At 60.7% G+C, this 15,067-nt stretch carries 12 protein-coding genes; 2 read left to right on the forward strand and 10 right to left on the reverse strand.

All coding sequences use genetic code 11. The features are described 5' to 3' along the window. Positions 1-404 precede the first annotated feature (404 nt). Both WBR57_RS24200 and WBR57_RS24205 read left to right on the forward strand, forming a co-directional pair. A complete protein-coding gene (locus WBR57_RS24200; protein ID WP_424087331.1) occupies positions 405-1,727 on the forward strand; it encodes an OprD family porin in 1,323 nt (440 codons plus the stop codon). An 86-nt stretch (positions 1,728-1,813) separates the two neighbouring features. Continuing rightward, complete coding sequence (locus tag WBR57_RS24205; protein ID WP_424087333.1) at positions 1,814-3,310, forward strand: sensor domain-containing diguanylate cyclase; 1,497 nt, start codon at positions 1,814-1,816, stop codon at positions 3,308-3,310. A gap of 76 nt (positions 3,311-3,386) precedes the next feature. Here the strand turns inward: WBR57_RS24205 and WBR57_RS24210 are convergent, their stop codons facing one another. From WBR57_RS24210 to murD, 10 genes are all read right to left on the reverse strand, one after another. Next, a complete protein-coding gene (locus tag WBR57_RS24210; protein WP_424087335.1) occupies positions 3,387-4,403 on the reverse strand; it encodes a hypothetical protein in 1,017 nt (338 codons plus the stop codon). A 187-nt stretch (positions 4,404-4,590) separates the two neighbouring features. Next, the gene (lpxC, locus tag WBR57_RS24215; RefSeq protein ID WP_003171886.1) at positions 4,591-5,502 is read right to left on the reverse strand and encodes a UDP-3-O-acyl-N-acetylglucosamine deacetylase; all 912 of its coding nucleotides are present in this window, start codon (positions 5,500-5,502) and stop codon (positions 4,591-4,593) included. A 112-nt stretch (positions 5,503-5,614) separates the two neighbouring features. Next, a complete protein-coding gene (gene ftsZ, locus WBR57_RS24220) occupies positions 5,615-6,820 on the reverse strand; it encodes a cell division protein FtsZ (RefSeq protein WP_012722300.1) in 1,206 nt (401 codons plus the stop codon). An 80-nt stretch (positions 6,821-6,900) separates the two neighbouring features. Then, positions 6,901-8,163, reverse strand: coding sequence for a cell division protein FtsA (gene ftsA / locus WBR57_RS24225; RefSeq protein ID WP_025855584.1), 1,263 nt, complete (start codon positions 8,161-8,163; stop codon positions 6,901-6,903). Positions 8,164-8,178: 15 nt separating this feature from the next. Beyond that, positions 8,179-9,048 (reverse strand): cell division protein FtsQ/DivIB, encoded by an 870-nt coding sequence (locus tag WBR57_RS24230; protein WP_424087339.1) that lies wholly within the window; start codon positions 9,046-9,048, stop codon positions 8,179-8,181. Between the two features lie 4 nt (positions 9,049-9,052). Then, positions 9,053-10,009 carry a D-alanine--D-alanine ligase gene (locus WBR57_RS24235; RefSeq protein WP_145166181.1) on the reverse strand — a complete coding sequence of 319 codons (957 nt, stop codon included), beginning with the start codon at positions 10,007-10,009 and terminating at the stop codon, positions 9,053-9,055. Further along, positions 10,006-11,451, reverse strand: coding sequence for a UDP-N-acetylmuramate--L-alanine ligase (gene murC / locus WBR57_RS24240; RefSeq protein WP_122541400.1), 1,446 nt, complete (start codon positions 11,449-11,451; stop codon positions 10,006-10,008). Before murC ends, WBR57_RS24235 begins: the two co-directional genes overlap by 4 nt. Next, a complete protein-coding gene (gene murG / locus WBR57_RS24245) occupies positions 11,444-12,514 on the reverse strand; it encodes an undecaprenyldiphospho-muramoylpentapeptide beta-N-acetylglucosaminyltransferase (RefSeq protein WP_424087341.1) in 1,071 nt (356 codons plus the stop codon). The genes murC and murG overlap by 8 nt, the downstream gene beginning before the upstream one ends. Continuing rightward, complete coding sequence (ftsW, locus tag WBR57_RS24250; protein WP_424087343.1) at positions 12,504-13,721, reverse strand: putative lipid II flippase FtsW; 1,218 nt, start codon at positions 13,719-13,721, stop codon at positions 12,504-12,506. The genes murG and ftsW overlap by 11 nt, the downstream gene beginning before the upstream one ends. Beyond that, the gene (gene murD, locus WBR57_RS24255; RefSeq protein WP_424087345.1) at positions 13,718-15,064 is read right to left on the reverse strand and encodes a UDP-N-acetylmuramoyl-L-alanine--D-glutamate ligase; all 1,347 of its coding nucleotides are present in this window, start codon (positions 15,062-15,064) and stop codon (positions 13,718-13,720) included. Before murD ends, ftsW begins: the two co-directional genes overlap by 4 nt. Positions 15,065-15,067 lie beyond the last annotated feature (3 nt).

A 15,067-nucleotide genomic window follows, 5' to 3' on the forward strand; every position in this document is an offset into this window, starting at 1 on the left:
ACACCGAGCCTAGGCGAGGTGCCGAGTGTTGGGGCGAGGACTTTTTGCTTACTTTTTGGTCCCTCAAAAAGTGAGCCGCTGTAAGAGCGGAACCATAAGCGGCCGTTACCGCAGCAACGGATATGTACACCACCCACCCCCAAAGACTGTTGCGATTTGGGCAACAGTCATTATCTTGTTACACTCTGTACCCCACCGCTCACGTGCGCTAATTTGACGCACCGATGAGCGCGACGGCAAAGACAGCTTCCCGCTCACCCGAATTTCCCTCGACTTATTTCCAGGGCTCTACACTGGGAATCTGTCTTAAAGCCGCTGACTTCAGCGGCTTTTTTTTGCCATAAAAAAAGGCCAGGCACCCCCACGACATTGGCCGTTTTCGATTGACCAAAGGAGCTCCACCGGTGAAGAACTCGCTGACGTTCACCCCGTTATTCCTCGCGATAGCAGCAACGATCGTCCCCCTTGCCCACGCGGCAGACACTACCCCCGCCGACGGTTTCGTCGAAGGCTCCCACCTCAACATCAAAACCCGCAACTACTACATGAACCGCGACCGCCGCGACATCCACACCGATGACAGCAAAGAATGGGGCCAGGGTTTTATCGGCACCTTCGAATCCGGCTACACCCAAGGCCCTGTCGGCTTCGGCCTGGACGCCCACGCCATGCTCGGCCTCAAGCTCGACGGCGGTGGCGGCACCGACGGCTCCAGCATCCTTCCGTACGGCAGCGGCAACGGCAAGGCGCCGGGCTCTTTCTCTACCGCCGGCGGCACCTTGAAAATGCGCGCCTTCGACACCGAGCTCAAAGCCGGTGACCTGTTTCTCAACAACCCGGTGATTGCCGGCGGCATGACCCGCATGCTGCCGCAGACCTTTCGTGGCGTGAGCCTGACCAACCACAGCTTCGACGGCTGGATGCTCGAAGGCGGCCAGGCCAGCTTCACCAAGCTCTATAACCAGAGCGGCCACCGGCGCATCGGCACCAGCTACGGCGCCTTGCCGAACAACACCGACCCACAGCACATGAACTGGGCCGGCGTGTCGTTCAGCGGCATCCCCGGCGTGACCAGCAACCTGTACGCCTCCGAACTCAAGGACGTGTGGCACCAGTACTACTACGACCTGGACTACACCTACGCGCTCAACGAGATGGTCAGCCTCAACCCGGGCCTGCACTACTACCACACCCAGGACACCGGCCAGTCGCTGCTCGGCGATATCGACAACAACACCTACAGCCTGCACTTCACCGTGAACGCCGGCCATCACAGCGTCACCGCCACCTATCAGCGGGTCAACGGCAACACGCCGTTTGACTACATCGCCCAGGGTGACAGCGTGTACCTGGACAACTCCCAGCAATACTCGGACTTCAACGGGCCCAACGAGCGTTCGTGGAAGCTCAAATACGCCTATAACTTCGGTGGCCTTGGCTTGCCCGGCCTGACCTCGGCGGTGTCCTACATCAGCGGCAAGACCGACCTGACCAAGGTCGACCCGCAAAGCCGTGGCTACAGTGCCTGGTACAGCGCCGACGGCAAGGACGCCAAGCACTGGGAGCGCGACATCGACCTTAATTACGTGGTGCAGGGCGGCAAGGCCAAGGACTTGGCTGTGCGCCTGCAGTGGGCGACCAACCGCGGCAGTAACGGTTATTCGGCAGTGGACCGGGACGTGGATGAATACCGCGTGATTGTCGACTACCCAATCAACGTGTTCTGAAGCGTGGATGTTTCTTTTGAACCAGTGATTTAATTTTCATCGCGCAGAACTAAACTGCCAGCATCTTCCCTGCTGAAGTCTGCGCGATGAGTCGACCCCGCGTTCATACCCCGCCGGCACGCCCGGAGCTTCTACTGATCCTGGGCAGTGTGCTGACTGTCACGCTGATCGTGGTCATCGTCGCGGCGTTGTTGATTCGTGAACACGCCAGCACCCTGCAGGCGGCGCAGCGCTCAACCACTAACATCACGCAACTGATCAATGCCGATGTGCTGCGCAACGTCGAGCTCTACGACCTGGCCCTGCAGGGCCTGATCGCCGCCACCACGCGCAAGGACCTGGGCCAGGTCTCCCCTGACATCCAGCATCTGGTGCAATTTGATCAATCCACAGCGGCACCCTTCAAAGGCGAAGTTTTATTGTTGGATGCCGACGGCGCGGTGATCGCCGACTCATCGACGCTGTGGCCGACACCGCGCAATTTCGCCAACCGCGATTATTTCCAGGCTCACCAACGTAATGCCCAGGCCGGGCTGTTTATCAGCCGCCCCTTCAAAATCCACTGCGCCTGCGATCAGGTGTGGCGCATTGCATTCAGTCGCCGGGTGTCGGGGCCCAATGGCGAGTTTGCCGGCGTGGCGGTGGCAACCATGCGCCTGGCGTACTTCGATCAGTTGTTCAACCGCCTCACCATCGGCAACGGCAGCAGCGTCAATCTGTTGAACAACCAAGGAATACTCCTGGCCCAGCAACCGTTGCTGGAGCGCGACATGATCGACAAAGACCTGAGCGAGCGCCCAAACTTCAAACGCATGCTGCGCGAGGGCGAAGGCAGCTTCCGGGCGATCTCTGCCATCAGCGGTAAAGAGCGGCTCTACACCTTCAGCAACGTCGGTGACCTGCCGCTGATTGTGGTGGTCGCCCTGGCTGCCGACGATGTGTTCGCCGCCTGGGAACGCGCTGCGCTGCTGACCAGTGGCGCTACGGGCATTCTGTGTATCGGCTTGTTATGGCTGAGCTGGCTGCTGCGCCGCGAACTACGCCGGCGCTATCGCACCGAACGCATACTGTCAGAACTGGCAGCGACCGACGCCCTGACCGGCCTGGCCAACCGCCGCGTGCTGGACGAACGCCTGCGCCTGGAATGGGACCGCAGTCAACGCTCCGCCGACCCGCTGACGCTGCTGATGATCGACGTGGACCACTTCAAGGCGTTCAACGACCGTCACGGCCACCATGGTGGCGACGAAGCGTTGCGCAACGTTGCCCAAGTGATCGGCACCAATATCCGCCGCCCGGCTGACTTGGCGGCACGTTATGGCGGGGAGGAGTTTGCGGTGGTGCTGTCGCACACCGATGCGAAGGGCGCCTGGGTGATCGCCGAACATATTCGCAGCAGTATCGAGCATTTGCCTCGGGTGGAGGGGGATGAGCGGCCGATTACCGTAAGCATCGGTTTGAGCAGTTGGGACAAGCGCAGCCGCATGTCGCTGGAAGCGCTGTTGCTCAGTGCGGACCAGGCGTTGTATGAGGCCAAGCACACCGGTCGTAACCGGATTGTGGATGCTGCCGCCCTTTCCTGAGCAGAAAGGTTCATGGTGGATATGACGCACGCGAATAGAACGCCTCGGATCCACCATGGAATTTACTCGTCAGCATTTAAATCGTGTAACTCCCTCCGCCCGTGACCGTGCCCCTCGGGTTGAAACCGACCTCAGCGGTGAGGCTCACCGGCCATTCAGGCGGGAGCAGAGACGCCCTGATATAGAAGTTTGCATCCGCACTAGCCCCCATGGTCGTTGAAAACTCATTCTTTGGCGGAATGTTTTTGCTCAAGTCAGTGTTCAACGTCAGTCTGTGCTGCACTGTAAATGTCGGCCCACCCCCGACGTCCGCGCCTGCGCGCAAAGGGCCTGCCTGAACAAAACCGTTAACGCTTGTGCGGGGAGAAAATGTGTAGTTGTTTGTAATGGTAATACTCCTGTCGAAATTTGTAGTGACTTGGGGTCTACCGCCGGCGGACAGTACCAACTCAGCAGAAGGGCCACCCACTTTTACTTCTTGGCTAGTAGTCTGCGTAAATGCTTGATTTACGCCAACACCGACGCCCGGAACGCCCAAGCCAACTCCGCCATTAACACTTAATGACTGTTGAGTTCCGATAGCAGGATTAAAGTTGGCACCTAACTTAACCGTACCCTTCGGCTCCACGTTGAAGTTAAATTCCGCAGCACTGAAGTTAAGCCGCTTACTGACGCCCCCACCACCGTTGACGCCCAGTTTCGTTCCCAGAATATCGGTAAGACCAGCGCTGACACTGCCGGTCAGTTCCAATTGAAACCTGGGTGTAAAACTCACATTCAAACCGCCCGTATTCGTCGGGCTTATCCTGATCACAGGGTCGAGCTGTACGCTCTTACGCGCATTGATACTAAGTACACCGGGGATGGGAGAAATACTGCCTTGAAGGCTTGCATAGGCCCTGGGTGTAAACGTGAGCGTCGGGACGGGCTGGAACCGCGCCTCGCCTCCAAAGGCCTTGACCGTATGAGGCGCAAATAAGGGACGTTGCGCCTGGTTGCTGTTCGCGGTTTGTTGTTGCTCGTTATTACCTGGAGTGTTCTGCTGTTGGGGGGCAGGAGCACGATAGGCTGAGACCGCAGGAAAATTATTCATAAGTAAATCCTCATACAAGTAGTTTGGATAATTCCACGTTGCTGCATACTTGTTGTGGTACTCGACGAAGTAACCGTTCCTACAAATAAATCACTCAGGGTTTACGGGAAGTTTCAACACAAATAGTCACGCAAAAAAAAGGCCACCCTGAGGTGGCCTTTCAAAACTAAAGAAAGAGAGTTGTTACTTACACCGCCGCAACGGGACGCATGTAAGAGATCGGTGCGGTGCTGGCGTCTTCGAAGGTCACGACTTCCCAAGCATCCGTCTGCTCAATCAACTTGCGCAGCAGCTGGTTGTTAAGGGCGTGGCCCGACTTGAAGCCTTTGAACTCGCCTATCAGGCTATTGCCCAGCAGGTAGAGGTCACCGATTGCATCGAGGATCTTGTGCTTCACGAATTCGTCTTCATAGCGAAGGCCGTCTTCGTTCAGTACACCATCCGCGTCGACCACGATGGCGTTTTCAACGCTGCCGCCGAGTGCGAGGTTGTGCTTGCGCAGGTACTCGATGTCACTCATGAAACCAAAGGTACGGGCGCGGCTGACTTCTTTTACGAACGAAGTGCTGGAAAAATCCACGCTTGCACTTTGGGTACGGTCACGGAATACCGGGTGATCGAAATCGATCTCAAAGCTCACTTTAAAGCCTTCGAACGGGACGAAGGTGGCGCGCTTGTCGCCGTCTTCTACTGTCACTTCCCGCAGAATGCGAATGAACTTCTTGGCTGCGTCCTGTTCTTCCAGGCCGGCAGATTGAATCAAGAATACGAAGGGTCCAGCGCTGCCATCCATGATCGGGACTTCGGACGCGGAGAGCTCGACGTAGGCGTTATCGATGCCCAGGCCAGCCATGGCCGAGAGCAAGTGCTCCACCGTGTCCACTTTGACGTCACCGTTGACCAATGTGGTCGACATAGTGGTTTCGCCAACGTTTTCCGCGCGAGCAGGAATCTGCACCACAGGGTCCAGGTCGGCACGCACAAACACGATGCCGGTGTCGACAGGTGCAGGCTTGAGGGTCAGGTATACCTTCTCCCCGGAGTGCAGACCTACACCTGTGGCACGAATAATATTCTTCAGGGTGCGTTGTTTAATCATGGCTTGGACCGCTTCAGCGCAAATTGCGAACTGGTATCAACAAAGGCTGGCGATAATAGCAGACCAGACCTTTGCTGAACACCAATCACCTTCATAGCCCTGATACATTCCATTAATCGGCCTGACGACGCAGGAATGCCGGGATGTCCAGGTAGTCCAGATCATCTTGCGGATTCGGGCTACGGGACGCCGCAGCACCGGCCTGAGCCTGGTTGCGCATCACGGTCGGACGGTCCAGGTCACGGTAGTTCACCGACGGCAGTTCCTGGCGCGAAGGCGCTGGAGCAGCAGCCGATTGGCTGGCGTGGCTGGCTTGGCTGTTGTGCAGGGTGTTGTCGATGACCTTCACAGGCTTCTCGATTTTTGCGCCCAGGCCGGTCGCGACGACGGTCACGTGCAGTTCATCGCGCATGTCCGGGTCGATAACGGTACCGACTTTGACCATCGCGTGCTCGGAAGCGAAGGCTTCGATGATGCTACCCACGTCGGAGTACTCACCCAGGGACAGGTCAGGACCGGCGGTGATGTTCACCAGGATGCCGCGTGCGCCTTGCAGGTTCACGTCTTCCAGCAATGGGTTGCGGATCGCCGCTTCGGTGGCTTCACGTGCACGGTTAGGACCGCTGGCGCAGCCAGTGCCCATCATCGCCATGCCCATTTCGCTCATGACAGTGCGTACGTCGGCAAAGTCGACGTTGATCATGCCTGGACGCTTGATGATGTCGGAGATACCGCGAACGGCACCGGCCAGTACATCGTCAGCCTTGGCGAACGCGGACAGCAGGCTTGCGTCCTTGCCCAGAATGGTCAGCAGCTTCTCGTTGGGGATGGTGATCAACGAGTCAACGCTTTCAGACAGCAGACGGATGCCTTCGTCAGCGATCTGCATGCGCTTGCGGCCTTCGAACGGGAACGGACGCGTCACGACAGCAACCGTCAGAATGCCCATTTCCTTGGCCACTTCGGCAATGATCGGGGCTGCACCGGTACCGGTACCGCCGCCCATGCCAGTGGTGATGAACACCATGTTGGTGCCTTGCAGCACTTCAGCAATGCGCTCGCGGTCTTCGAGTGCGGCTTGACGGCCGACTTCCGGATTGGCGCCAGCGCCGAGGCCCTTGGTCACCGCTGTGCCCAATTGCAGGATGGTCCGCGCGCCGATGCTTTTCAGCGCCTGGGCATCAGTGTTGGCGCAGATGAATTCAACGCCTTCAATGTTGCTCTTGACCATATGGTTGACAGCGTTGCCGCCGCCACCGCCGACACCGATCACTTTGATGACCGGGCTTGCGGGGATGTTGTCTACGAGTTCGAACATGTTCCCTCTCCTTTCGTTATCTCTAGTTTTTTCGCCTACTGCATGCTTCTACAACGGTGAGACGGTGCTGCGGTAAATCTTTAGAAATTGCCTTTGACCCAAGCCTGCAACCGCTCGAACAACGGCGCTTTGGCCTCGTCGTCGCTGCGGTAGCTGTCACGGTTGCTCGGGCCCGACAGGGAAATGCCATCGGTCTGCTTTTGCAGCCCGTACAACAGCAAGCCCACGCCAGTGGAATAAATCGGGTTGCGCACTACGTCGCCCAGGCCCTTGACGCCGTGAGGCACGCCCAGGCGGACTGGCATGTGGAAGATTTCCTCGGCCAGTTCGACCGCGCCTTCCATCTTCGAGGTGCCACCGGTCAGCACGATGCCGGCCGGGATCAAATCTTCGTAGCCGCTGCGGCGCAGCTCAGCCTGGATCAGGGTGAACAGCTCGTCGTAACGCGGCTCGACCACTTCAGCCAGGGCCTGGCGCGACAGTTCGCGCGGTGGGCGGTCGCCGACGCTTGGCACCTTGATGGTCTCACCGGCACCGGCCAGCTTGGCCAGGGCGCAGGCGTAGCGAATCTTGATTTCTTCGGCGTACTGGGTCGGTGTACGCAGCGCCATGGCGATGTCGTTGGTGACCTGGTCGCCGGCAATCGGGATCACCGCGGTGTGGCGGATCGCACCCTCGGTGAAGATCGCGATGTCGGTGGTGCCGCCGCCGATGTCGACCAGGCACACGCCGAGTTCTTTTTCGTCGTCAGTCAGTACCGAGTAGGCCGAGGCCAGTTGCTCGAGAATGATGTCGTCGATTTCCAGGCCGCAGCGGCGCACGCATTTTTCAATGTTCTGTGCGGCGTTGACGGCGCAGGTCACCACGTGGACCTTGGCTTCCAGACGTACGCCGGACATGCCCAGGGGCTCGCGAACGCCTTCCTGGTTGTCGATCACGTAGTCCTGCGGCAGGGTGTGCAGTACGCGCTGGTCAGCCGGAATCGCCACGGCCTGGGCCGCGTCGAGTACGCGCTCAAGGTCAGCCGAGCTGACTTCACGGTCGCGGATCGCCACGATGCCGTGGGAGTTCAGGCTGCGGATATGGTTGCCCGCCACGCCAACGAACGCCGAGTGGATCCGGCAACCGGCCATCAGCTGCGCTTCTTCGATGGCGCGCTGGATCGATTGCACGGTGGACTCGATGTTCACCACCACGCCCTTCTTCAGGCCCCGGGACGGATGCGTGCCAATACCGACGATTTCGATCGTGCCGTCTTCCCCGACCTCGCCCACCAGCGCCACCACCTTGGAGGTGCCGATATCGAGACCGACGATCATTTTGCCGCTTTGCACGTTTGCCATGGGTCCTGCCTCTTCTTAATTCTTCGCGACAGCGGGTTGCGCTGCCGTGGGCGCAGCCGGTTCACGCCAGCCGACGGCAAGGCCGTTGGCGTAACGCAGGTCGACGCTCGCAATGTTCGTAATCTGTTCTTTCAAGGTCTTGTCATAGATGGCAATGAAACGGCGCATCTTTTCCACCAAGCGGTCGCGTCCCAGCAACAACTGGATGCCCGGGCCGGAACTGCCTGCCCCGGTCGTCAAAAACCAGCTGCCCCGTTCACGCAGTTCCAGGCGTGCAATGGAGAAGCCCAGTGGCCGCAGCATCTGGCTCAAGGCCTGGTACTGCTGCATCACTTGCTGCTGCGCCCGCTGCGGCCCGAACAGCTGCGGCAGGTGCTCATAGTTCGCCAGCTCACGCGGGGTAAACGCCTGACCCTGGTTGTTCAACAGCGCCTCATCACCCCAACGGGCCACGGGCAGTTGCTCTTCCAGGCGGATCGTCACCTGGTCCGGCCATACACGGCGGACTTCGGCGTGGGCGATCCACGGCATCTGTTCCAGCTCTGCGCGCATACCGGCCAGGTCGATGGTGAAGAAACTCGACGCCAGGAACGGGCTGATACGCTGCTGCACCGCTTGCTGGCTGATGTAGCTCAAGTCGCCCTGCACGCTGATCTTGGTGATCGGCCGGTCGGCGTACGGCAGTAGACGCTGCGCGCCCTCGTAAGTGCCGAAACCCAACACCACCAGCAGCACCGGCCAGAACAGCGCCTTGATAAAACCAAAATTGGCTTTCGGCAGGCGCGCCGACATCGGCTCTTTAGCCACCATTCGGCTGGCACCCCGTGGCACCGGCTTGCGGCTCGGTGCTGGTGGGGGCTGATGACGAAGCGATGCGCCTTTCATGTCCTTAGCCTCTTGGCTCAATGCTGTCGGCGAGAATTGCCAGCACCAACTGCTGGAAATCCAAACCTGCTGCACGGGCTGCCATAGGTACGAGGCTGTGATCGGTCATGCCCGGTGCGGTGTTGACTTCAAGGAACCAGAAATTCCCTTGGTCATCCTGCATCACGTCTGCCCGCGCCCAACCGGCGATACCCAGCGCCTCACAGGCTTTCGCCGTGAGGTCCATCAATTCCTGTTCCTTGGTTGCGTCGAGGCCGCACGGGATCCGGTACTGGGTATCGGAGGCCACGTACTTAGCGTCGTAGTCGTAAAAGGTGTGGGGCGTGCCCAATGCGATAGGCGGCAATACCTGGCCACGCAGGGTGGCGATGGTGTACTCGGGACCCTGGATCCACTGTTCCACCAACACTTGCGAATCGTAGGTACTTGCCGCTTTCCATGCGTCGATCAATTCGGCGGCCGAGTTCACTTTGGCCATGCCGATACTGGAGCCTTCATGGGCTGGTTTGACGATCAAAGGCAGGCCCAGTTCCTTGGCCGCAGAAATACAATCGTCTTCGCTGCACAACACGCTGTGACGCGGGGTTGGAATACCCAGGCTGTGCCACACCTGCTTGGTGCGCAGCTTGTCCATCGCCAGTGCCGACGCGAGAATGCCGCTGCCGGTGTAAGGGATGCCGGCGCACTCGAGCAGGCCTTGCATGCTGCCGTCTTCACCGCCACGGCCGTGCAAAATGATGAAGGCGCGATCGATCTTTTCAGCTTGCAGACGGGCGAGGAAATCATCGCCCACGTCGATACCGAACGCGTTCACGCCGGCGCTTTGCAGGGCTTCGAGCACGGCATTGCCGGACTTGAGCGACACTTCGCGCTCAGCGCTTTTGCCGCCGAACAACACCGCCACGCGGCCGAAGTCGGCAGGCGTAATGGTGGAAAACAGGGCGTCGTAATTCGTGGTCATTTCGACTTCCCCTGTACGGCTGCGAAGAGCGGGCTCGCGAGCAATTTGGGTGCAAGGCCGCCAATGTCACCGGCGCCCTGGCACAGCAGGATGTCGCCGGCACGCAGCAGCGGCTTGACGATAGGCGCCAGGTCCACGCCACGTTCGATGTAGATCGGGTCGAGCTGGCCACGCTGGCGGATGCTGTTGCACAGCTTGCGGCTGTCGGCGCCCGGGATCGGTTCTTCACCGGCCGGGTAGACTTCCATCAGCAGCAGCACGTTGGCATCGGCCAATACATTGACGAAATCGTCGTACAGATCGCGGGTGCGGCTGTAGCGGTGCGGCTGGTAAACCATCACCAGGCGGCGCTCCGGCCAGCCACCGCGCACGGCTTTGATCACGGCGGCGACTTCAGTCGGGTGGTGCCCGTAGTCGTCCACCAGCATCACGTCACCGCCCTCTACCGGCAGTTGGCCGTAGACCTGGAAGCGACGGCCGACACCGGCAAAGCGCGACAGGCCTTCGACGATGGCCTCATCGCTGACGCCTTCGTCGGAGGCGATGCAGATGGTCGCCAGCGAGTTGAGGACGTTGTGGTTGCCCGGCATGTTCACCGATACATCCAGCGGCTCGCGGTCAGGACGCAGCACGGTGAAGAAGGTTTGCATGCCTTCCTGGCGCACATTGATCGCGCGCACGTCGGCGTCTTCGCTGAAGCCGTAGGTCACGGTCGGACGCTTGACCAGCGGCAGGATTTCACGCACCACCGGGTCATCCAGGCACACCACCGCCAAACCGTAGAACGGCAGGTTGTGCAGGAACTCGACGAAGGTTTTCTTCAACTTGTTGAAGTCACCGTCGTAGGTCGCCATGTGGTCTTCGTCGATGTTGGTGACCACGGCGACCAGCGGTTGCAGGTGCAGGAAGCTCGCGTCACTTTCATCGGCTTCGGCGATCAGGTAACGGCTGGTGCCGAGCTGGGCATTGGTGCCCGCGGCATTCAGACGGCCACCGATCACAAAGGTCGGGTCCAGGCCACCGGCCGCGAACACCGAGGCGATCAGGCTGGTGGTGGTGGTTTTGCCGTGCGTACCGGCAACGGCAATGCCGTGGCGATAGCGCATCAGCTCGGCCAGCATCTCGGCGCGTGGCACCACGGGAATGCGGCGCTCGAGGGCGGTGGCCACTTCCGGGTTGGACGTGTTCACAGCGCTGGACACTACCAGCACATCAGCCTCGGCGGCGTTCTCGGCGCGGTGGCCGATGAAGATCTGCGCGCCAAACGACTTCAGGCGATCGGTGACCGGCGACTCTTTCAAGTCGGAGCCGGACACCTGGTAACCCAGGTTCAGCAACACTTCGGCAATCCCGCACATGCCCACGCCGCCGATACCGACGAAGTGGATGCGACGGATGCGGCGCATCTCCGGGTGCGGCATGGCTTTCTGGTTCTCAACCATGGGCCACCTCCAGGCAGATATCGACCACGGTGCGGGTTGCGTCAGGTTTGGCCAGGCGGCTTGCGGTGCTCGCCATGCTGTTGAGTCGTTCGGGTTGCATCAAAACCTCAGTCAGGCGTGCGGCCAGATCGGCGGCGCCAGTCGTTCTTTGCGGCAGCAGGAAGGCGGCGCCCTCCCCGGCCAAATATTCGGCGTTGCGGGTCTGGTGATCGTCGATGGCGTGGGGCAAAGGCACCAGCAAGGACGGCAGACCGGCGGCGGCCAGTTCACTGACGGTCAACGCACCAGCGCGACAGACCACCAGGTCGGCCCAGCCATAGGCATGGGCCATGTCTTTGATGAAGGGCTGCACATTCGCCTCGACTCCAGCCTCGCGGTAGCGCGCGGCGGTCACTTCATCGTGGTTCTTGCCGGCCTGGTGAAAGATCTCCGGGCGCAATTCCACAGGCAGTTGCGCAACGGCTTCAGGCAGCAATTTGTTCAGCGGCTCGGCGCCCAGGCTTCCGCCCAGGATCAGCAGATGCACCTTGCGCCCGGCCAAGGCCTGACGCGCGATGTCCATGAACAGCTCGGTGCGCACCGGGTTGCCGGTGGTGCGACGCTTGTCCGAGGCACTGAAAGTATTCGGGAAGGCTTCACACACCCGCGCGGCCAACGGCACCAGCAGGCGATTGGCGGTGCCGGCGACGGCGTTCTGCTCGTGCACGATCACCGGTACGCCAGCGAGCTTCGCCGCAACGCCACCCGGGCCGGTCACATAACCGCCAAAGCCGAGCACGCACACTGGCTGCAATTCACGAATCACCTTACGCGCCTGCCACACCGCCTTGAGCAACACGAACGGCGCCTTGAGCAGGGACAATTTGCCCTTGCCGCGCAGGCCGGTGACGTTGATCAAATGCAGCGGCAAGCCGGCATTCGGCACCAATTCGTTTTCGATGCCGCGCGGCGTTCCCAACCAGTGCACGGTGTAGCCACGGTTCTGGAATTCGCGCGCACAGGCCAGGGCCGGGAACACGTGGCCCCCGGTGCCGCCCGCCATGATCAGCACGTTAGCGCCCATGGGATGGCTCCTCGGCAAAATCGCTTTCGCTGAATTCCATCTCTTCGCTGCCCAGGTGGGTTCGACTCTCCCACTCGATACGCAGCAACAAGCCGAGGCACGCGCAGCAAATCACCAACGAACTGCCGCCGTAGCTGAGGAACGGCAAGGTCAGGCCCTTGGTCGGCAGCAGGCCGACGTTCACACCGATGTTGATCAGGAACTGGCCGATCCACAGGAACGACAAGCCGTAGGCCACATAGGCAGCGAAATACTGTTTGGCCTTCTCGGCCCACAAGCCGATGTACATGCCGCGTACACACACGAACACGAACAGCGCGACCGTGCACAGCGAACCCACCACGCCGAGTTCTTCGGCGAGCACCGAGAACACGAAGTCGGTGTGCGCTTCCGGCAGGTAGAACTGCTTCTGCACACTGTTGCCCAGGCCCACGCCCAGCCACTCGCCGCGACCGAAGGCGATCAACGCCTGGGTCAGCTGGTAGCCGGAACCGAATTGATCGGACCAGGGGTCGGTGAAGGTAATCAGACGCGCCATCCGGTAAGGTTGCGCCTGCACCAGAATGGTCACGGCGGCCACCGCCAGCACCACCATCAAGGTGAAACGGAACAAACCCACGCCGCCGAGGAACAGCATCGCCGCGGCCGCGCCCATCATCACGACCGTGGCACCGAAGTCGGGCTCCATCAGCAACAGCCCGGCCATCGGCAGCAGCACGATGAACGGCTTGAAGAAGCCCATCCAGCTTTCGCGCACTTCTTTCTGGCGACGCACCAGGTAGCCCGCGAGGTAGATCACCACAAACACCTTGGCGATTTCCGACGGCTGCACGTTGAACGCACCGAAGCCGATCCAGCGCATCGAACCGTTCACCTCGCGGCCGATGCCGGGCAGGATCACCATGACCAGCAAGCCGAACGCACCAATCAGCATCAACCAGCCCAGGCGCTGCCAGGTGGCGATAGGGATCATCATGGTCACGATGCAGGCACCGAGGCCGATCACCAGGTACACCAAGTGACGGATCATCATGTACAGGGTGTTGCCCGACTGCACGGCGGCCACTTCGGAAGACGCCGAGGTGATCATCACCAGGCCCAGGCCGAGCAGCGCCAGGCAACCGGCGAGCATCGGGAAATCAAGGTCGATGCCGCGCCCGGTAATGATCGGCGACGGATAAGGCTTGATGATATTTCTGAAATTCATGCCAAGCCCTCCACGGCGCGGGCGAACAACTGGCCACGCTCTTCGTAGTTCTTGAACATGTCGAAACTCGCGCACGCCGGCGACAACAGCACGGCGTCGCCTGGCTGGGCCAGGGCCTTGCACTGGGCAATGGCGTCGTCCAGCGACGTTGCGCGCACCTGTGGCACGCCGTCGCCGAGGGCAGCGGCGATCAGATCGGCATCGCGGCCCATCAGCACCACGGCGCGGCAATGTGCAGCCACCGGGCCTTTGAGGTCTTTGAAGTCGGCACCCTTGCCGTCGCCACCGGCGATCAGCACCAGCTTGCCGTCGATATCGGCGCCAAGGCCCTCGATGGCAGCCAGGGCAGCGCCGACGTTGGTGGCCTTGGAGTCGTTGTAATAGCTGACGCCGTTCAGATCGCGCACCCACTGGCAGCGATGCTCAAGGCCGCCGAAGGTACGCAGGCTCGAGAGCATGGCGTCGAACGGCAAGCCAACCGCGTGCCCGAGGGCCAAGGCTGCCAGGGCGTTGGACTGGTTATGCGCGCCACGGATTTTCAGTTCACGCACCGGCATCAGATTCTGGAATTCGAAGGCCAGGTATTTTTCGCCGTTCTCTTCGCGAATGCCGAAGGCTTTGAAATCAGGTTTGCCCAGGCCGAAGGTCCAGCACGGCATGCCTTCGCCTATCAGTGGACGGCTCAGCGCATCCTGGCGATTGACCACAAACTGCTTGGCGCCCCGGAAGATCCGGTGCTTGGCCAGGTGATACGCCGGCAGGCCGCTGTAGCGGTCCATATGGTCCTCACTCACGTTCAACACGGTCGCCACTTCGGCGCCCAGGTCGTGGGTGGTTTCCAGCTGGAAGCTCGACAGCTCCATCACATACAGCTCGACGTCGTCGCTGAGCAGGTCCAGCGCCGGGGTGCCAAGGTTGCCGCCCACGGCCACGCGCTTGCCGGCAGCCACCGCCATCTCGCCAACCAGGGTGGTCACGGTGCTCTTGGCATTGGAGCCGCTGATGGCCACGATCGGCGCCTTCGCGTTACGCGCAAACAGATCGATATCGCCGGACAGCTTCACGCCACGCGCCGCTGCCGCTTGCAGGGCCGGTGTCGCCAGCGCCAGGCCGGGGCTCACGTAAAGCTCATCGGCACGGCACAGAAACTCGACATCCAACTCGCCACAACGCACTTCCACGTGCGGGTAGTCACGGCGCAGCGTGACCAGCTCCGGTGGATTTTCCCGCGTGTCGGCCACGGCAAACGACGTGCCCCGGTTCGCCAGGAAGCGAACCAGGGACATGCCGCTCTTGCCGAGGCCGACAACGATGCGGAAGTGGTCTGAAGCGATCAGGGACACTCG

It is taken from the genome of Pseudomonas sp. (assembly GCF_049590575.1).
Lineage (GTDB): Bacteria > Pseudomonadota > Gammaproteobacteria > Pseudomonadales > Pseudomonadaceae > Aquipseudomonas.